This is a genomic window from Galbibacter kalidii, from assembly GCF_026241135.1.
Classification (GTDB): domain Bacteria; phylum Bacteroidota; class Bacteroidia; order Flavobacteriales; family Flavobacteriaceae; genus Galbibacter.
Genome location: NZ_JAPFGA010000003.1, coordinates 299,545 through 317,994 on the forward strand (window position 1 = coordinate 299,545; position 18,450 = coordinate 317,994).

At 37.9% G+C, this 18,450-nt stretch carries 20 protein-coding genes; 7 read left to right on the forward strand and 13 right to left on the reverse strand.

Translation table 11 applies throughout. The features are described 5' to 3' along the window. Positions 1-762 (reverse strand): hypothetical protein, encoded by a 762-nt coding sequence (locus tag OOZ15_RS05285; RefSeq protein ID WP_265954903.1) that lies wholly within the window; start codon positions 760-762, stop codon positions 1-3. Further along, positions 759-1,940: a hypothetical protein gene (locus tag OOZ15_RS05290; protein WP_265954905.1), complete on the reverse strand. Its 1,182-nt coding sequence runs from the start codon at positions 1,938-1,940 to the stop codon at positions 759-761. The genes OOZ15_RS05285 and OOZ15_RS05290 overlap by 4 nt, the downstream gene beginning before the upstream one ends. A gap of 364 nt (positions 1,941-2,304) precedes the next feature. Between OOZ15_RS05290 and OOZ15_RS05295 the strand changes: the two genes are divergently transcribed. From OOZ15_RS05295 to OOZ15_RS05320, 6 genes are read left to right on the forward strand one after another with little or no spacing between them, the layout of a single operon-like run. Next, positions 2,305-2,718, forward strand: coding sequence for a prepilin-type N-terminal cleavage/methylation domain-containing protein (locus OOZ15_RS05295; RefSeq protein ID WP_265954907.1), 414 nt, complete (start codon positions 2,305-2,307; stop codon positions 2,716-2,718). A 5-nt stretch (positions 2,719-2,723) separates the two neighbouring features. Further along, the gene (locus OOZ15_RS05300) at positions 2,724-3,206 is read left to right on the forward strand and encodes a general secretion pathway protein (RefSeq protein ID WP_265954909.1); all 483 of its coding nucleotides are present in this window, start codon (positions 2,724-2,726) and stop codon (positions 3,204-3,206) included. 3 nt (positions 3,207-3,209) lie between these two features. After that, a complete protein-coding gene (locus OOZ15_RS05305) occupies positions 3,210-4,622 on the forward strand; it encodes a GspE/PulE family protein (protein ID WP_265954910.1) in 1,413 nt (470 codons plus the stop codon). Between the two features lie 2 nt (positions 4,623-4,624). Then, the gene (locus tag OOZ15_RS05310; RefSeq protein ID WP_265954911.1) at positions 4,625-6,886 is read left to right on the forward strand and encodes a type II secretion system protein GspD; all 2,262 of its coding nucleotides are present in this window, start codon (positions 4,625-4,627) and stop codon (positions 6,884-6,886) included. Further along, positions 6,886-8,094 carry a PilN domain-containing protein gene (locus tag OOZ15_RS05315; RefSeq protein ID WP_265954912.1) on the forward strand — a complete coding sequence of 403 codons (1,209 nt, stop codon included), beginning with the start codon at positions 6,886-6,888 and terminating at the stop codon, positions 8,092-8,094. Before OOZ15_RS05310 ends, OOZ15_RS05315 begins: the two co-directional genes overlap by 1 nt. Next, positions 8,084-8,596, forward strand: coding sequence for a hypothetical protein (locus OOZ15_RS05320; protein ID WP_265954913.1), 513 nt, complete (start codon positions 8,084-8,086; stop codon positions 8,594-8,596). The genes OOZ15_RS05315 and OOZ15_RS05320 overlap by 11 nt, the downstream gene beginning before the upstream one ends. A gap of 29 nt (positions 8,597-8,625) precedes the next feature. Here the strand turns inward: OOZ15_RS05320 and OOZ15_RS05325 are convergent, their stop codons facing one another. Together OOZ15_RS05325 and OOZ15_RS05330 are read right to left on the reverse strand one after the other, a co-directional pair. Next, positions 8,626-9,027 (reverse strand): hypothetical protein, encoded by a 402-nt coding sequence (locus OOZ15_RS05325; RefSeq protein ID WP_265954914.1) that lies wholly within the window; start codon positions 9,025-9,027, stop codon positions 8,626-8,628. Between the two features lie 7 nt (positions 9,028-9,034). After that, positions 9,035-9,979: a hypothetical protein gene (locus OOZ15_RS05330; RefSeq protein ID WP_265954915.1), complete on the reverse strand. Its 945-nt coding sequence runs from the start codon at positions 9,977-9,979 to the stop codon at positions 9,035-9,037. Between the two features lie 504 nt (positions 9,980-10,483). Here OOZ15_RS05330 and OOZ15_RS05335 point away from each other — a divergent pair. Then, positions 10,484-10,690: a hypothetical protein gene (locus OOZ15_RS05335; protein WP_265954916.1), complete on the forward strand. Its 207-nt coding sequence runs from the start codon at positions 10,484-10,486 to the stop codon at positions 10,688-10,690. Here the strand turns inward: OOZ15_RS05335 and OOZ15_RS05340 are convergent. From OOZ15_RS05340 to OOZ15_RS05380, 9 genes are all read right to left on the reverse strand, one after another. Beyond that, entirely contained in the window at positions 10,685-11,104 is a 420-nt protein-coding gene (locus tag OOZ15_RS05340; protein ID WP_265954917.1) for a hypothetical protein, read from the reverse strand. The two genes, OOZ15_RS05335 and OOZ15_RS05340, sit on opposite strands and share 6 nt — an antisense overlap. Before the next feature lie 3 nt (positions 11,105-11,107). Further along, entirely contained in the window at positions 11,108-13,507 is a 2,400-nt protein-coding gene (locus OOZ15_RS05345) for a scabin-related ADP-ribosyltransferase (RefSeq protein WP_265954918.1), read from the reverse strand. A gap of 165 nt (positions 13,508-13,672) precedes the next feature. Beyond that, positions 13,673-14,194: a DUF6843 domain-containing protein gene (locus OOZ15_RS05350; protein WP_265954919.1), complete on the reverse strand. Its 522-nt coding sequence runs from the start codon at positions 14,192-14,194 to the stop codon at positions 13,673-13,675. 5 nt (positions 14,195-14,199) lie between these two features. Then, positions 14,200-15,393, reverse strand: coding sequence for an RHS repeat-associated core domain-containing protein (locus tag OOZ15_RS05355; RefSeq protein WP_265954920.1), 1,194 nt, complete (start codon positions 15,391-15,393; stop codon positions 14,200-14,202). Then, a complete protein-coding gene (locus OOZ15_RS05360; RefSeq protein WP_265954921.1) occupies positions 15,368-15,526 on the reverse strand; it encodes a hypothetical protein in 159 nt (52 codons plus the stop codon). The genes OOZ15_RS05355 and OOZ15_RS05360 overlap by 26 nt, the downstream gene beginning before the upstream one ends. A gap of 121 nt (positions 15,527-15,647) precedes the next feature. After that, on the reverse strand, positions 15,648-16,100 hold the full coding sequence (locus OOZ15_RS05365) for a hypothetical protein (protein WP_265954922.1): 453 nt from the start codon (positions 16,098-16,100) through the stop codon (positions 15,648-15,650). Between the two features lie 165 nt (positions 16,101-16,265). Further along, positions 16,266-16,736, reverse strand: coding sequence for a WapI family immunity protein (locus OOZ15_RS05370; RefSeq protein ID WP_265954923.1), 471 nt, complete (start codon positions 16,734-16,736; stop codon positions 16,266-16,268). Continuing rightward, positions 16,736-17,917 carry an RHS repeat domain-containing protein gene (locus tag OOZ15_RS05375; protein WP_265954924.1) on the reverse strand — a complete coding sequence of 394 codons (1,182 nt, stop codon included), beginning with the start codon at positions 17,915-17,917 and terminating at the stop codon, positions 16,736-16,738. The genes OOZ15_RS05370 and OOZ15_RS05375 overlap by 1 nt, the downstream gene beginning before the upstream one ends. Before the next feature lie 226 nt (positions 17,918-18,143). Next, positions 18,144-18,446, reverse strand: a complete 303-nt coding sequence (locus OOZ15_RS05380) for a DUF7683 domain-containing protein (protein ID WP_265954925.1) — start codon at positions 18,444-18,446, stop codon at positions 18,144-18,146. Positions 18,447-18,450: the final 4 nt, after the last annotated feature.

Here is an 18,450-nt window from a genome sequence, read left to right on the forward strand (position 1 = left end):
CTATTTTGTTTTTAGTTTTTCAATTTCTTCTCTTTGGGCTTTATTCTCCTTCTTTAATAATTCTATTTCTTTTTGCTGCTCAATGGTATAAAGTGTGAGTTCTTCAATTTTCTGAAGGAGTTTTGCATCCATCTCTCCAAGGTAAACCCCGTTTTCTTCTACTTCTTTGGCAGAAGGGATATTTTGTAAATGACCTTTTTCCAGAATATGCTGTTCGACTTCTTCAAGAGTTGGGAGTGTATAGTTATCTTCAAAAACGAAGTCGCTCCAGCTGGTCTCTACTTTGATTTCTTTAGCTCGGATTTTTCCGTTGACCGCCAGCTTCCAACTTCCAGGAGCCCTAGTTCCTATTCCAACATTCCCACCATCGAACCAAGTTGGATGGAAATTACTTGTTGAAAGCCTTATTCGCTTATCATAATTATCTATCCCTATGGCCTGATACATTTCCAAAGATGAGATTAGCTCTCCTGTGTTAGAGCCACCGGGTTTTAATTCTATCCTATTGTGTGCATACCTTCCTTTTGGAGTTCCCATTATTAAAGAATGCCTATTCCAATAAAAATGCGTTTTTCCCCAACCACTTTCATAGGCATCATTACTGTATAAATAAAAATCCCCATTCACTTGAAGTTTTGCTATTGGATTCGTAGTACCAATCCCTACATTATCACTTGTAGTCAAAGAACTTCCGTTATCTGCCCACTGTGCGTGTGACTTCATCATAATGATTACCAATATGAAAAATAATATTCTTCTCATCTTTTACTTTTTTGTTCCTTTTTATTCGTTTTTAACTCCAATACTAATTCTTCCAGTTTTTCTATCCGCTTTTGTTGCTCTATGGTATAAAGCATTAACTCTTCGATCTTCTGCAACAGTTTAGCATCCATCTCTCCAAGGTAAACCCCATTCTCTTCTACTTCTTTAGCGGAAGGGATATCTTTTAGGTGACCTTTTTCCAGAATATGCTGTTCGACTTCTTCAAGGGTTGGGAGTGTGTAGTTATCTTCAAAAACGAAATCGCTCCAACCGGTCTGTACTTTTATTTCTTTGGCTAGAATTTTTCCATTGACGGCCAACTTCCAATTCCCGGGATTTTTTGTGCCAATCCCTATATTACTTTTAAAATAATTGTTGAAATCCCCTCCAAACCAAGCGGAGTTATGCGTAGCTCCAGTGTAACCATCATGTTCCACAAAAAACCGTACTGCCTGTCCTTGACTTCTTACCTGAAAAATAGGATCCCCCGATGCCGTATTTTGAGCTAGTCTATATACCAATCCGGTAGCATTTTGTGTACCGTTACCCCTATGATTTACTGAAGAAGGAGCTTCCATGATGATATTCCGTTCTCCTGATGCATTATGGGTGGCCTTAAAAGCTCCGTTTACATCCAACTTTGCCGAAGGAGTTGTTGTTCCAACACCTATATTCCCCGAATTTACAATGGTAAATAAGTTGGTAGCATCAACATTTGTCCCTTGGGATATCGTCAACCTATTGTTCAAATTATGGGCAATATGAAAAATTGAATTGCCATTATTGGGTCTGAAGGTTATGGACGGGGTGTCATTTTTATTAAACCTTACTGAATTGTTATTTGAACTCTTGACCTCCAACAATGCTCCCGGGGCTGCGGTTCCTATCCCTACCTTGTTATTGAATATCCCACCGTAAAAAGTGGGCGTAAGCCAACGCATATTGTTTGTGGAAAATATGGCTCCCCAGCCATCTTCGGGGGTATAGATACTCAACCCCCCTCCATCTCCATTAAATTCCGGGTATTCCGGGTGAAAGTTTGCATCGTAATACACCAAACCGTCAGTGTTTCCATGGGTACTCCGCTCCGTGTTTTGATAATCTGTGTAGGGGACTTCTTGAGCAAGAAGAAAATAAGGTACGACAAAAAGTAATAGTAGTATAGGTAGTTTTTTCATTAAGATTAGTAGTTTGTTATTAGGTTAGGGAAATCATAGCGTTAACCGGAAGAGGCATAGAAATGCGAGCAATCCCTGAAAAAGCAATAATTTGTCATTAAAAAAGGCATTATTCAATATTTTTTTATCTTGACCATATTGTCGGACAAGCTAATATTATTATATTGTGCCCTCTGTAGATCATAGTTTATAACTGAATCTGTTTTATGAAAGATTATCATTACTAATATATAGTATCCAATTAATTATTTTTAAGGTATTTACTCTGCTAACTTATATGATTATTTGAACAAATCAAAATAAAATTAACATTTTTTTAGTATATACACCTATTATTTTCCTATTTTTACATAAAACCTACTCCATGAAAATAAAGAACAGCATAAAGAAAATCCCCGCTTTTAATTTGCAGGAAATGCTGATTGTTTTGGCCATTATAGGTATTCTTTTACTTATAGCACTTCCCAATCTTATGCCCTTGATCTCCAAGGCCAAGAGTGTGGAGGCCCAAACACAGTTGAAAGCCATTTACAATGCACAAACCACCTACAGGTACATGCATTCCAAATACACTAACGATTTAAACGAATTGGATTATGAGCCACCGGTAACGGTGAAAAACAATGGTAATGCCAACTATCAATACCAGATCATCGAGGCAGACAATGCCCTATTTAAAGCCCGTGCTGAAGCGATTACCGATTTTGACGGGGATGGGGTGTTCAATGTATGGGAAATCGACCAGTCGGGTAATCCAAAACAAATCGTAAAGGATTGATATTAATGGTCACTAAAATATTATTGATCATTGTCCTGTTAGTTGTGTTTTATCGGGATTATAAACATCAACTGGTTGAATGGTTTTTATTCCCTTTGGCAGGATTGCTGTTTGGTGTAACGTTTTATATTATGAGTCTTAGTCCTGAATACTTTTTTTATTCTATCTGCCTTAACCTGATGATCGTTTTGGCAATCCTACTTGTTTTGTACTTATATAGCAGGTTGAAATTAAAAACGGGGTTTATCAACAAAACCTTCGGTCTGGGGGATGCCTTTATCCTTATGGCTGTTGCCTTTGGATTTCCGACCATTACGTTTATCCTGTTACTGGCATTGGCAATGATCTTTACATTATTGATTTCATTACTGCTAAAAAAACAATATGCATATAAAACGGTTCCTTTTGCAGGTTATGTTTCCCTGTTTTTTGCTATCATAACCCTAGCCAGCTATGCTCCTTTTTTCCCTTCTACCTATTTAATTTAACTGATGAAAGACCAAAACTACCACATAAACCCCGACCTCTTGCAACTGATCTCTGCGGAACAGGCCTTTCACTATCAAATAGTGCCCGTGGAAAAATCGGCAGAACAGGTAACTTTCCTTTCCTTGGATTCGGTTTCTGATTCCATTGTAAGCGAATTGGAAATTATCCTGGGCTACAAGGTCAAGCTAAAAAAACTGAAAGAAGAAGAATTCTTTCCATACCTGAGCAGTAACTACCGAAAGAACAAAAAGGACCAAAACCAAACCCTGACCTATACCGCCGATTTTTTGGAGCGTATATTGATCACCGCAAAAGAAACAGGCAGTAGTGATATCCATTTTGAGCCTTATGAAACCAAATGCAGGATCCGGTTCCGCCTGGATGGGAAGCTCACCGAGCAATACAGTATCCCCATTGAGGAATACCCTATTATAGTCAACAAAATAAAGATAAAGGCCAATCTTGATATCAGTGAAAAGCGATTGCCACAGGACGGTAGGATCACGGTCACTACCGATACCGACGAATTTGATATCCGTGTCTCTTCCCTACCTACCCTACACGGCGAAAAAATCGTGTTGCGGATATTGAGCAAGGACAGCAGTAAATTTGATTTGACGGATTTAGGGTTTACTGAGCACGAACTTAAAATATACCGGGAAAGCATTAAAAAGCCCAACGGTATTATTCTTATATCAGGGCCTACAGGATCGGGGAAAACCACGACCATGTATGCCACCCTTAAGATATTGAACAACAAACAAACCAATATCCTGACCATTGAAGATCCCATTGAATATACACTGGAAGGTGTGAATCAAGTGCAACTGAAAGAGAATATCGGACTTGATTTCGCTTCTGCCCTGCGCACTTTTTTAAGACAGGATCCCGATGTGATCATGGTCGGGGAGATCAGGGATGTTAAGACAGCCAATATGGCGATCAGGGCTGCCCTTACCGGACATTTGGTGCTTTCCACCATACATACCAATTCGGCTTGGGGGACTATTTCCAGGCTTATCGACATGGGAGTCCCTTCTTTTCTGATTGCAAGTACGTTAAATGTGAGTATCGCCCAAAGGCTGGTCAGAAAATTATGTCCGCTTTGTAAAAAGCAACAGGAAATCGATCGTTCTTTATTGCCATCGAACTTTAGCATTCCTGAAGAATTAACGACACATTATGTCGCACAGGGTTGCAACGAATGCTTCCACACCGGATATAAAGGCAGAAAAGCCCTTTACGAGATTATTCCGGTGAACAGCGACCTGATCCCCCATATAAAGAACAACGAGCTCCAGATCGATGCTTTCTTAAAAGAAAAAAACATAAAAACCTTAAAATATAACGCCATTAATTTAATAAAAAGCGGTATCACTTCCGTAGAAGAAGTATATTCGCTCTTAAGTGATTGAACATGATGAAAAGAATTACCCTAACGCTACTGATATGTTTTATATGTTTCACCGCTGTTGCCCAGCAACGGCAACAGCATATTGAAAATATAAAGAACCAACTTGAATTACTGGCTGTTGAAGATACGGGACTGACAGAGAATTTAAAACTGGACATTAATGTAAACAATGTGACCATCGCTAATTTCTTGATGGCAGTGTCCAAAGTCCACCAAGTGAACATTGCCGTTTCCCCGGAGTTGAACAATATTACCATTATCAATAATTTTTCTGATGTTACCGTAGCCGACCTGTTGGTATTTCTCTGCAAGGAATACAATCTCGATATCGATTTTACCGGAAACATCCTTTCCGTTAAGCCTTATGAGCCCCCCGTAAAACCTGAGGTTCAAAAAGAGATCTACGTTTCTTATGACCCGGAAAACCAATTGATCTCCCTGGACCTTAAAAATGATCCCCTAGGAGATAGCTTTAGAAAAATAATGGACCTGTCTGGTCATAATTTACTCTTTGCCACGGGTATGGAAAGTATCCCCTTGACCATTTACCTCAAGGATGTTCCCGTTGAAACCGCTATGAAAAACCTAGCACTAACCAATGGCCTGACGTTGAACAAGTCCAGAGACGGATTCTTCCTTTTTAGCAGCAATCAACTTCAAAACCCATCAGAAAACAATGTTCAAGGCGATACCCCTGTGGTTCAAAGCAGGCCTGTAAGGACACTAAAATCCAATAATTTTTATTACGAAGTATTGGATACCCTAAGGCAAGAAATCGCTGTCAATTTTAAAAATGCATCCATAGCCAATGTGATCAATGAAATTGCTTATGACCTTAAATTAAACATCTACACGGCTACCCCTCTGGAACAAGCGGGTAACATTACATTTAAAACCGATAGGATCACTTTCGACAAGCTTTTGGATAAAACATTTGAAAGCAACAACGTGGAAACCAATTCTGCCAATACCACTTACACCAACAATTCAAATCCGAATCAAGGGAATAACAATCAAGCGACTAACCGAAACAACCAGAACACTACACCTCATTTTACCTATAAAAAAGAAGGAAATATCTACTTTTTCGGTACTTCAAACCAGTTAAGTGTACGCAAAGTTGAAGTGGTACATTTAATGCACCGTTCGGTAGAACTACTGGGAGACCCCACTACCATGTCCGGCACCTCCAGAAGTAGTGGCCGAACCGTAACTGGCACCACCAATTATATGGGAATGGGGGGGAATTATTCAAACCAATACGGCAACAATTACAGCAGCGGTATGAATAATAATTTAAACAACAGGCAAAACACAAGTAGCAGACAAAGCCTTAGCACCAATAGAAGCACATTGAGTTCCAGTGACAATAAGGCCGAGGCCTTGGTCAATATTCTTCCTGATGAGATAAAGAACGATCTGGATATTAAGATCGATTATGAGCTAAACAGTTTTTTGGTAAGCGGTCCGGCATCAAATATCAATCGTTTTAAGGCTTTTATCAAACAAATAGACAAACCTGTGCCGGTAATCCTTATCGAAGTGATGCTATTGGAAGTTAACAGATCAGCAACCATAGAAGCCGGATTCAGAATGGGTATCGGGGAAGAGCCCACCGAGACACAGGGGAATATGTTTCCCGATGCCAACGTCAGTTATGGTGCTGAAACCATAAACCGTGTCATTGGTGGTTTTGGCAGTTTTGGTTCCCTTAACTTTGGGCAGGTGGTTCCAAACTTTTATGCCTCTATCAAAGCACTGGAATCCAATGGCAACATAAAAATAAAATCGACACCTCGTTTGTCCACCTTAAACGGCCACAGGGCCAACCTGTCCATTGGCGAAACCACCTATTATGTGGTGACCAACCAAAATTATTACGGTTCCCAAATCCCACAGTCTTCGGAAATACGGAATTACCTGCCCATCGATGCCGAATTGGCCGTAAGCATAAAACCGCTGGTTTCCGGGGACGGACAGATCACCCTTGACATCAATGTGATACAATCCAGCTTCAGCGGGGAAAGAATCGAGGAGGATGCCCCTCCGGGATTGACTTCCAGGGAATTCAGTTCCATTATCAGGGTTCGCGACCAGGATCTGGTTATCCTTGGCGGGTTGGAAGAAAAAGCAAAGAACGACTCCGGTACCGGTGTGCCCCTATTGTCAAGGATTCCGATCATCAAATGGTTGTTCAGTTCAAGAAAAAGGGAAGATTCCAAAAAGAAACTCACCATACTTATCAAACCTACAGTCATTTATTAATGTATAATCGGTTAATTTCATATATCAAAGAAGGCAGTGTTTACAACACCCTAGAAGTCTTTTCATCGGAAGGCAAGGAAAAGGCTATCCTATGTAATTTTAAAAAGCTGAAGTCTGCCATCGAATTGGAGCAATCCCATACCATTGAAGATATAGCTGGTCCCAATGGTTTAAAATCGGGGGGTAAAGACTCATTTTTAATCATCAATACCGATCATGTCATCACCAAAATTGTAGATACTACAAACATGAATGACCTATCTTTATTGAACTCAGCCTTTCCCAATTTAAAGATCGATGATTTTTATTATGAGATAGCACGTAATCAAAAGCAGAGTGTCATTGCCATTTGTAGAAAAAAGGATGTCGGTAAATACCTTGAACTGTTCAGTAAAAACAACATTGAATGTACAGGATTCTCTTTGGGGATTTCCAATTTAAATACAGTCACCCCTTACCTTGATACAAATACTGTCCGTTTGAATAATAAGATAGTGGCTTTGGAAGATAACAGCATCTCCAATATCACCCCTGAAACCAATAGTACTTCACAAGAGTACGACTTGAACGGTCTGACTATAAACAATGAACAATTGTTGGGTTTTGCCAACGTATTGGCTTATTTACAGGCAGGAAGCATCACGGCATCCAATTTTGATGAGATCAACAAAAGCTTAAAAGAAGAACATCAACACAGGCGTATCTTTTCCCTTGGTCTAAAAGCGTCTCTTGGACTTATCCTCTTTATCTTGCTGATAAACTATATTGCCTACAGCCATTATTTCAATAAAAATGAAGGTTTGCAGCAAACCCGACAGGTGAATATCCAAAACAAGCAAAAGATATTGGAACTGGATAAAACCGTAAAGGCCAAGGAAAAAATGATCAATGACATGATCTCTTCCTCTTCTTCCAAGGTTTCCCTATATCTCAATGATATAGTTAACAGCCTTCCTTCATCTGTATTGCTCAACAAACTCATCTATCAACCTATTGAAAAGCAAATCAGGCCCGATAAAGAAATCTTGATGCAAAAAAAACACATTAATATCGAAGGGCTTTCCTCTGACAGCAAGACTTTCTCCAAATGGGTGGAGAAGCTGGAGGATCACGAATGGATCGACAATGTTGAAATAACCTCTTATGAATACTCAAAAAACAAGGCCTCCCTATTTTCAATAACCATTACTATCGACCATGAAGAATAAAACAAAAAATATCATTTTGGCAATAGGCTTGGTGCTCGTGCTTTTTATTTCATATCAATATGCGATCTCCAAAACCATTGCCCTCCGAAACACTTACAAGGAATTAAGCAAGGAAAACGTGCTTTTCCAGAATATCCCCAGACAACAATATATGCTCAACAAGCAAAACCAACATTTGGATTCCCTGCTTAACAAATACCAGATTGGGGGCACTTCCCTACAGAACAACCTCCTGAAAAGCCTGAACCAAAATGTGGACTCTTTGAATTTAAAGCTTGTTGAATTTAACGATGCCCATATCTTTAAAAGAAATGACCTTACCGTCAATTCCCATCAATTTGTGGTTGAAGGCGGTTTTAATTCCATTCTCAAGTTAGTGTACAACCTTGAACAAAAAACCAAGTTCGGGGAGGTCTCCCATATCAACTTTGAAAAAAAGAAAAATTTTAGGACCAGAAAAGAGTTTTTACAGGCTTTTGTTATTGTTCAGAATTATAAATAATGCTAAAACACGAATAGGCTAATACAATTTTAGTTATCTTTATATGGTTTCACCCCAATATAGCTACCATCATTTGGATCTATTTTTAATTTCTCTTTATTTTTTAACTTCTTAAGTTTTTCCCTCTTTTCACTAGACTTCATTTTCTTGATTTCGGTCATTTTGTTTACCCCAACATAATTTCCATGCTGAATAAAGCCTCTTTTTGATTTTTTATTTTGCTTGATAGATGACTTGTCTAATTTACTTTTTCTTTTCTCCTTTTCAGGGGCGACACCAACATAACTCCCTCCATTTCCCAATTTCAAATCCTTCAATTTCTCTTTACGGATTGAGTCAACTTTTCTTAAGCCGTCTCTGTTATTCTGACCATAAGCAAGCCCACAATAAAAAATAGAGGTCACAATAAAAAATACCTTACCTAAATTCATTTTACGCTTATTTATCTTTTAATTCATCTATTTCCTGTTGCATTTTTTCTAGCTTTTTATTTTGATCAATAATATACAACGTAAGCTCTTCAACCTTTTCGAGAAGTAATTTATTAGTCTCCCCTGTTGCTATCCCATGTTTCTTCACTTCATCTGCCGTAGGCATTTTTGGAAGTTTTTTATGTTTTTTTATATAATCTTCAAGTTCTCCTAACGATCGTAGCTCATAATCCGCTCCAAAAACATAATCCGGCCAGTTATTCTGGAGTTTTACTATTACCTCTTCCGATATTATTTTACCTGCAACTGCTAGTTTATACCCCTGAGAGTTTTGAGTTCCTATAGATAAATCTCCATAAAAATAACTGCTTTTGTCCGGATTCATTGTAAAGACCGGGTAAGTTTCATTACCATCACTATATTCAAAATGGAAGGGTTTATATACACCTACCCCTCTTTTTTGCATACGAATACCAAACGAATGGTTTGACGGATAACTCATATTGTATAAATCTAAAATTTCTTCTTCCCCATCACCATTTACTAAGGCTAATGTTGATTCATAAGCATTATCAGAATTTCTCGGACTCCAAATCTTGAATATAGTATGATCATTCCCTATTCTTCTCATATATGGAATTCCAGAATTAGGGTATACAAACATCAATGATGTAGGAGTTCCATCAATGGCATCATTATCAATATCAAACCGAATAGCAGCATTATCCATAGCTAAACCCAAATAGTCCAAATTTCGTCTTATCACTAACGGATCCTTATAATTCATAGTCAATCCATCAACAACCAGGTTATTATATGCTACAGATCCTCCTGCATAAAAACCCAGGCGCCTATCGGTAACACTTCCTCGTTCAGTTACCGTTTGAAATGTCTCTTGAGAAAAAAGTGAAACAGATTGAAAAATAACAAATACAAAAATTAACCCTCTCATAATATATTTTAATTAAACATAAATTTTACACGCAAATATATTGAGATTAATCCCATTAAACAATTAAAATTTTCTGCTTTCAAATAGTAATCGACATGCATATCTAATTATTTTCCTCCAAACATATACAAAACTTTGTCACATGACAACAACACTAAGATTCTTACCTTGAACAAAAAACCAAGTTCGGGGAAGTTTTCCTTATCAACTTTGAAAAAAAGAAAAATTTTAGAGCCTGGAAAGGGTTTTTGGAGGCTTTTGTTATTGTTCAGAATTATAAATAGGGAATAGCTCTAAAAATAAGACTGTCGTTTTCTATAAATTAATAGACAACAAAACCACAACTTTTTACGGTTGTGGCTTTGTTGCTGTTATTGTATTGAAGATCCTATTTTTCAACGCTTCCCCGTCAATTCCTTTATTCAAAAAAACTAATTCTTTTTTTCTTACCTTTGAGAAGAAGCCTTGATACATTGATCCGGAAAAAAGCATATATTTAAAGTTATGAGTGACCTAAAACCTACAAAAGAAGCTATTATAGAGGCATTGAAAAACCCTAATGGCTGGGTTTATGTGATTGATGAGTCTTTTAAACATACTCAAGAAGTACCTAAAGAAGCTATAAAAGGTGCTTGGAAAGTTAATGATAAAGGAATCATAACAGGTGAATTTATTGAAAATCCAAACTATAAAAACCTAAAAAGTTTATAAGCTTTTTATCCATTTCTTAAAATATTCTGTCTGTTGTTCTGACGTTGACAATTTGATTATTTCATCTTCTCTAATTGGTTCAAATATATCAACAATATCATTCATCTCGGCTTGCTTTCCTAAAGTTAAATAATATGCCTTCATACCATTCGACATTTGCCTACTCATTCTTGATGGATATACATTTATTAATGCTCCTTTACACATAGGAAAAAGCTGCCCCTTCTTATAAACCCAATTGCGCAATTTACAAAAAGAAGCAAAAAAGTCGTCTCCGGAAAAAGTAGTTTCATTTTCAAATACCTTATGGAGATTGATTAAACAATTATTTTTTTTGTCCTTATACAAATATATTGATGCCTTCAACTTTTTAGAGGCATCAATATTAACAAACATTAATTTCTTTTCTTTCAATTGTTAAGGTTTTTTAATATATGGCCCTATAAATTTCCCATCAGAACCAACCTGTCTCGCCCCTTGAATATTTGATGAAGGTATTTCAAGAGGAAAGGCAATTTCTGATTCAAGGGGGAACGGGCTTTGATCCCCAAGCTTTACATTAACACCTATTCCATTTGCAGGAGCTTCAATTGTATACACAAACCCCTTTTTTCCTGCAAATTTTCTCGCAATATTTGAAGATGTTGATGTTGATATAAATCCACTATCATCAATGAGTCCTGTTGCATGGTCTAATAAATTAAAGTTGACCCCTTTAGAGGTAAGCCCTTCTTCAAAGATTTGTGAAGGATTTCTTGTATCTCCCCTAAAAACAAAATTGCTTGTTTTTACTGTCGATTTAGTTGTAGCACCTGTAGCAACATCATCTCCAATCCCTCTACCTCCAGGTACCAAAGCAACTTCTGCCCCTGCTATTACCCGAAATTGAGCTTTTGCATCGCCAGCCAGTGCTTTGGATATGGTTTCTCCTCCAGCTAATTTATAAGCAGCATCTCCAAAATAATTCCCCGTGATATTCTTTGTAGGGCCCAACCTGTCAGGTGTTCCATAAACAGCCGCTCTTTCCGCTTGCCTTCGATTCGTGTTTTTTACCGGTTCGACAAACAATCTATTTAAGCCATCAACTGCTTGATTGAACCATTTTTTTAGCTCTTTCCCTTCAAGTTCTGTGCCCATTCCCAACTTGTTCTCCTGGAAGGCATAGGTAGAGTTATAAACATAATCCTCAGCCAGTGGGTCAACTTGCCAGAACCTACCTATTGCAGGGTCGCTAACGCGGTATTTCCATTCGTGGGTGTTCAGTCCTAAATCTTCGGTAAATTCCTGCCCTTGATAGGTTTTCAGGTTGTTCTTCACCCCGTACATCCCGATATTATACCCTTTATGTTCAAGTCCAAAAGGATAATAATTCTGCTCCCTTCTTATTTCAGAAGTCCCTACACTACCATCGCCATTATCATCAGCATAAGTAAGTCTCGTATTGCCCCAGATATCCACATAGCGGTATACATATTGCCAACCACTGCCATCTGGTTCTATATATCCTTCAGGTTGGGTAATCTGTTTCAAAGAACTGTTTTCATAAACATAATTCCCGGCATATTCCGTTACCTTACCCGTGCTTACCGTTTTCTTTAACTTGACACCCGTCGCATCGTAAATATAAGAAATATTTCCGCTACCAATGGTAACGCTCGTGGGTAAATTCAAATGGTTGTACGTGATACCATCCGTTGGTATCCCTTTGTTCAGGTCCTGGGTCATGTTTCCATTGGCGTCATAAGCATAATCTGTCCCAGTGTTCCCGTCCTTGAATTCCACTTCCGAGGTCACTCCCGTGACCTGATCGGATACTCCTAAAAGCTGGTTGCCGGTATCATAGGTATACGAGAGCTGATCTATTGCCCCAAAGTCTGTTGGGCTGTTCGGGTCTTGTGTCAAGGCTCCCTTCCGTTCCAAGACCGTGATGTTCCCGTTCTGGTCATAGGCAATACCACTTACATTGTAGTTGCCGGTATTGTCTATGGCGTCAGTGATCCGGTTTAGCGCATCATAGGTATAGGTATACTGGCCACTTACCGGGTTGTCCGGTGGGTTTGGGTTTACGCTCTTACTGTTCCATAGGGTCTGGCTGATATTTCCATTGAATAACTTTTTATCGGTATCAGCGATGTCATTGTACTTGATCTCAAAACCGAACAAGCTTGTTCCCAAACTCGATGGGTTATTGATCTTCTTGAGCCAGCCCCTGATGTTATAATCATAGCTGACCGTCTGTAAAGGGGCGTTTTCGGTGTTCCCCACCTTCTTGGTCTTAAGCTGCCCCAGGTTATCATAGACATTATGGGCGATCAGTTCCCCTTTTTGGGCTATTGATAAATGAAGGGTCTTACCGCTCGAAGCCACAAAATGAAAGCCCGGCTGTAAGGTAAAAGACCCACTGGCCTCTTTTATAGTTGTCTCGCTTAACGGAGCCGAATAGGACTTGTTTACATAATCTGCCGTGTCGTCACAGCCTTCAAAACTGCTTCCCTCTCCTATACACTCATAGTGGTCCACAAGCCTGCCCCTATGGTCATAGGTGTAATTGTCGATCGTCACTATCCAGGTGCCTGTCCCTTTCCGGTGCTTGGTCTTGCTCACCAAGACCTTTCCGGTAAAGTCCAGGTCGCTCTCGTTGATGGTCGTAGTGTTCAGGTAATTGTTCTGCTCGGCCGTATAGATCACCCTTCCTTTTTTGTCATAGCCTGTAATGGTGGTGGTCCAGCTGTTCGGACTGTCTTCGTCGAGCACCTTTACCTTGCTCACCGTGGCCAGGCCTTGGGTACGGGAGAACGAATAGATTAAACTTATCAATCAGCTTGACGAGGAAGATAAATCCACTATCCTTAAAATCATCGATACGATGCTGACCAAAAAGAAGTTCAAGAATTTCTTTTCCAAAAATGTTACTTCGCTCTAAAGCATAAAAAAAACCACCCCGAAGGGTGGTAAATTTTAAGAGTAATAATAATTTATAGTTTACTTATCTTCAAAAATTCTAAATTTCTTTATGTGGTCTCTAGAAAACTTCATTTTACTTTGATATGATTTTTCTATATCTAAAAGATTTCCGATATAAAATTCACGAGAGTGAGGCAAAGTGAATTTTCCTTCATTAGGTTCAAAACCTGTTCCTTTTCCAGGAGCAGACTCTCCAAAAGCATACACTTTAGTTCTATCTTTAACTTTTAACAAAGAATCTTGCTCTTGAACAATGACAAAAGGTATTTCCTCTCTATTACCTAATGAATCTACATAAAAAAACTGATGCTTCTGAATACCATAATTGGGTTCAAATTGGGTTTCTAAAATACCATTTTCAGGAATTCTATAAACTCGTTTCCCATCCTCATATTCTTTGGGTTCTCCTTTAGATTGATTAAAAACTATTAAAACAGGACCTTCATAACCTTTAGGAATTAATCGTATAGAATCTTCTCCCTCTTCAGCACAACTTAAAAAAATACACCCTAATATTAAAGTTAAAATCAAGTTTCTCATATCATCTAATTTTGATTCCCAAATAACTGATTATAATAATCTCCATACTTTTCTCTAAACTCATCAATACTCATACTTTCAAAATTCTTGTTCCATTCATCAATAGATATGGTTTTGTCTCCAGCTTGTATTCCTTTAAAGATACCGTCGCCATCTGTTAGAATCGAAAGATTAATATTCATCATCATAGGACTATCACCATTTCCCGGTAAATGAGTAAACATTCCTGTTTGCACACTAGTTGCCGTTGCAAATGCTCCTAGAAAAATAGTATTCCCATTAACATCTTCTACATAAGCTTCTGCATTTGGAAAAGCATCTCCAGTTATGTTACCGCTAATATTAAGCAGTTGGTCGCCTCCATCTAATTGAGAGACTTCAACATTTAATCCTGAATGAATATCAATGTCTGGTGTCATAAAGCTTGAATCAATTGAATGTGGTGGCCCAACTGGACTAGGAGCTACTAATAAAGCTGCATTACTACCATAAAGGTGCGAGTTTACATTTCCAAAGGAAGACCCTGAATCATCTACATATGCCCTTGAATAGCCCATAGCGCCATAATAACTATAACTAAATGTCCCTGTTGCTCTGTGAGTATAAGCTCCAGTATCAGTTTCATAACTTGTTTGTTGATGTAATCTAGATTTCGAACTATTATTTGCACTAAACCCTCTATCGTCTCCAGCGAATTGATTCCCTAAAACGAAGCTCTTTGTTGGAACAAAACTTCTAACGTGGATGATGATTGGGAACATTCCATCTGGGTCTACAAATAACATAGGATTATTAAATGCATAGTTGTAAGTGGATTGTGAATACATTTTCTCTGCCAACGGGTCAATATTCATCCAACGTCCAATGGCGGGGTCATAGTTCCTCGCCCCAAAGTCATAGGTGTTTATGTCAAGGCTCTCATCAAACTCTTTCCCGTTGTACTTCCAACGTTGGGCTACATCGTTTCCAAGCGATGAAATCCCCGGGCCATAACCTTTGTGCTGTAAACCATAAGGGTAATAATTGCTCTCCTCTATAACCTCAGCAGTCGTTACACTGCCATTGTTATTGGCATCCATATAGCTCAAGCGTATGTTGCCCAAGTGGTCCTTGTACTGGTACACATAATCATAGCCTCCACTACCACTCGGGGTCACATAGCCCTCAGCATGGCTAAAGAACTGTAATTGGTTTCTCATAGATGTAATTCCCGGCATAGTCTCCACCGCGCTGCCTGGCCTGATCGCTAAAAATGCCTGCTAGGCATTTTTTAACGCTCCATCCTGTCACAGAACCTCCTTCGGTCACCTCTTTTCTCAGTTTGGTGCCCAAAGCGTTGTAAATATAGTTAATTCGTTAGTTGTTTTTCTCAAGAAAAAACCACAACTTTTTAACATGTACTTTTTTTGAATTTTTCATTGTGCGAGATAAGAACACCTCACATCTAGGTCATTTATGTGTTTTCTATTTTATAGTTTTTTAAAATCATTTTTAAATCTCTATAATTAATTTTTAAACTTTCTATTTCTTCGTCGTTCCAACCAAATTCATCGATCTTCCTAATAAGCGAGTTTATCTCCCTAAGATAATTGTTTGAAAAATCCTTAATAGGAACTTCGTAATTTGCTTCCAACTCATCACTAGACAAAAAGATTAGATTGAATACCTCTTCTTTAAGGTAAGTGACCCTAACCGTAAAAGGTCCATCCATAAATAAAAATTCATCTTGTAATCTTTCATTTAACAACAATCCCTTTAGAGCAGAACACCACCAATTCAAAATGATGATCACAAAATCATTCCAACCTTTTTCCGGGAAGGAAAATTCTTGGTCGGTAAAATAAATGTTTCCAAAAACTCTCCCCCCTTCTTTGGTAATAGTTAATGTGTCAATTTGTATTCTCATATTATTTTAATGGATATGCTGTTTCTATGATTTTTATTTTAGTGTTTATCCACATTTCAATTGTATATCCATTATCTGCTGCACCTCTAACTTTAATGCGGTTACCCTGTGTCTAAATTTTTTTGATATTTTTCCACTAATGCTCCCATTAAAGAATCGGGGATATTAATTTATAATCTTATTATCATTAGAAGAATATCGAATAGGATAATCATCTATCATTTTCTTTAACGATTTTAAGACCTTATGGATATTGACATCGTATAGCTCAAACTTCATTTGATATTCTACATCCTTTGTATAATCATAATTTTTGCCTTTAGGGTGTAAATTAAAATCTAGGTTTATTGATAACTTCAAATTCCTTTTATCATAACTGAATGATAATTCATGCTCTAAAAAACTAATTCTATCATCGACTTCCCTCGACTTTTCAATATCTGAAAGCCAAGAATATAGTTTAGATAAATCTGTTGAGGTTAAATATGCACCGTTAGCCTTCCATTGATAATTCTTATCAGAAGCATATACTTCGATATTTAACCAGTTTAAATCTTCTAGTATATCGGAATCCAGAAATTCATAGCCTAATATCCCTAGCCTAAAGTGTTTATTTTTATCTCTAATAGAAAGCATTACCTTATATTTTTTACTGGCCTAATGGTTACAATTACTTTGGTTTGAGGGTTGATTATAACTTCTACTCTTTTATGTGAAAAGCCTATTGCTCCTCCTCCTGCGTCAAACTTGGAACCTTTGTTTATGATTTGTTTAAAGTCATTCAAGGTTCTAACCCCTAAATTTTGAAGTCTTATATCTTTCAATCTAGTTATCGCATGCCCCGATAAACTTAATCCAGTTCCTTTAAAAGCTTTAACCAATTGATGATGAGTCAAAGACCTTAAAGATAAATTTTGCACTAATCCTTTAAATTTTAATAGGTTGCCACTAGATCCGAGTCCTCCTAGTAAGCCCATTGCCCCAAGTCCTCCTAAAGGTTTTATTCCAGTAACTGTACCTTCGGCATCGACATTATAAGTAATCCCGTTTATGGTGACTGACCTAGGTTCCAAGTTAGCATAAGCCTTGCCGAGTAGTGTACGTTTTCTGGGTAGAGCTTGAGTACCTATTGGAGCATTTATGTCCACGTATTCTTCTTCATTGGAAGAGTCAGAACTGGCAACCTCTACTTCATCCAACAGGGTTATATGGTTTTTGTCACTGTCCCTGTAATCGTCATACATTTCATCATCAGGGCAAACCACTTCATTCCCGTTGGCATCAAAACACTTCCCGCCATCTGGGTCAAAAGCCACTACAGGGTTATTACCCATCGCAATATAAGGAGACCTAAACTGTTTATATGGGTCTATGGCAACAAACCTTCCAGTGGCTGGGTCGTAATGCCTTAATTCAAACTCGTACATTTCATAACCCAAACTCTTAGTGAGTTCCTGCCCCTGATATTTAAATTTCTTCGCTACATCATTTCCAAGCGATGAAATCCCTGGTCCATAACCCTTGTGCTGTAACCCAAAAGGGTAATAATTGCTCTCCTCGATAATCTCATCGGTCGTCACACTACCATTGTTATTGGCATCCATATAACTTAATCGTATGTTACCCAAGTAATCCTTGTACTGGTAGACATAATCATAGCCCCCACTACTCTTCGGGGTCACATAGCCCTCTGCATGCCTGAAGAACTCGAGTTCTGGCCCCTCTCCTGTATGGTCATCTTCATAGATATATTTCCCGGCATAGTCCGTCGTCTTTGTCATAGAACCTCCTTCGGTCACCTCTTTTCTCAGTTTCATGCCCGAAGTGTCATAAATATAATTAATTTTCTAGTTGCTTTTTACAAGATAAAACCACAACTTTTTTACGGTTGTGGTTTTGTTGTTGTTGTTATACTTCTACCTACAGCAGATGAATGTGCGAAGTAAGGGGGCGTTCGCTCAGTACTCACACTATTTTTATTCATTATACTTTTCGGAGAGCGAGGCTTTCAACACTTTCTCTTTTGTTATGCACCTCAACCATTCAACAATCTTTTAATCTAATTCCATTTCCTGTTTTCTTATTAGCATCAACACTAAACGTTTCTAAAAAATAATCATACTTATCAAAATTAAAAGTAAAATCTATTTTATCACTTAACATACTAGCTATTTCATTATTTATATCATATTGTTCGTAAAGTAATGAATCTTTCTCTGAATAACCGAAAATTTCCTTCAATTCTCTTAACGAGACTTCTTCTTCAGATAAAATTCTATCTCCGATGAAAGTATCTCCCTTTTTTTCGTAAAAGGTTATACATCTTTGTATTTTAAAATCTTTCATTATT

Excerpts from the sequence above, each read along its gene's own strand:
- OOZ15_RS05285 (WP_265954903.1), bottom strand. The coding sequence starts at position 762 with ATGAGAAGAATATTATTTTTCATATTGGTAATCATTATGATGAAGTCA.
- OOZ15_RS05290 (WP_265954905.1), bottom strand. The coding sequence starts at position 1,940 with ATGAAAAAACTACCTATACTACTATTACTTTTTGTCGTACCTTATTTT.
- OOZ15_RS05295 (WP_265954907.1), top strand. The coding sequence starts at position 2,305 with ATGAAAATAAAGAACAGCATAAAGAAAATCCCCGCTTTTAATTTGCAG.
- OOZ15_RS05300 (WP_265954909.1), top strand. The coding sequence starts at position 2,724 with ATGGTCACTAAAATATTATTGATCATTGTCCTGTTAGTTGTGTTTTAT.
- OOZ15_RS05305 (WP_265954910.1), top strand. The coding sequence starts at position 3,210 with ATGAAAGACCAAAACTACCACATAAACCCCGACCTCTTGCAACTGATC.
- OOZ15_RS05310 (WP_265954911.1), top strand. The coding sequence starts at position 4,625 with ATGATGAAAAGAATTACCCTAACGCTACTGATATGTTTTATATGTTTC.
- OOZ15_RS05315 (WP_265954912.1), top strand. The coding sequence starts at position 6,886 with ATGTATAATCGGTTAATTTCATATATCAAAGAAGGCAGTGTTTACAAC.
- OOZ15_RS05320 (WP_265954913.1), top strand. The coding sequence starts at position 8,084 with ATGAAGAATAAAACAAAAAATATCATTTTGGCAATAGGCTTGGTGCTC.
- OOZ15_RS05325 (WP_265954914.1), bottom strand. The coding sequence starts at position 9,027 with ATGAATTTAGGTAAGGTATTTTTTATTGTGACCTCTATTTTTTATTGT.
- OOZ15_RS05330 (WP_265954915.1), bottom strand. The coding sequence starts at position 9,979 with ATGAGAGGGTTAATTTTTGTATTTGTTATTTTTCAATCTGTTTCACTT.
- OOZ15_RS05335 (WP_265954916.1), top strand. The coding sequence starts at position 10,484 with ATGAGTGACCTAAAACCTACAAAAGAAGCTATTATAGAGGCATTGAAA.
- OOZ15_RS05350 (WP_265954919.1), bottom strand. The coding sequence starts at position 14,194 with ATGAGAAACTTGATTTTAACTTTAATATTAGGGTGTATTTTTTTAAGT.
- OOZ15_RS05355 (WP_265954920.1), bottom strand. The coding sequence starts at position 15,393 with ATGAGAAACCAATTACAGTTCTTTAGCCATGCTGAGGGCTATGTGACC.
- OOZ15_RS05365 (WP_265954922.1), bottom strand. The coding sequence starts at position 16,100 with ATGAGAATACAAATTGACACATTAACTATTACCAAAGAAGGGGGGAGA.
- OOZ15_RS05370 (WP_265954923.1), bottom strand. The coding sequence starts at position 16,736 with ATGCTTTCTATTAGAGATAAAAATAAACACTTTAGGCTAGGGATATTA.
- OOZ15_RS05375 (WP_265954924.1), bottom strand. The coding sequence starts at position 17,917 with ATGAAACTGAGAAAAGAGGTGACCGAAGGAGGTTCTATGACAAAGACG.
- OOZ15_RS05380 (WP_265954925.1), bottom strand. The coding sequence starts at position 18,446 with ATGAAAGATTTTAAAATACAAAGATGTATAACCTTTTACGAAAAAAAG.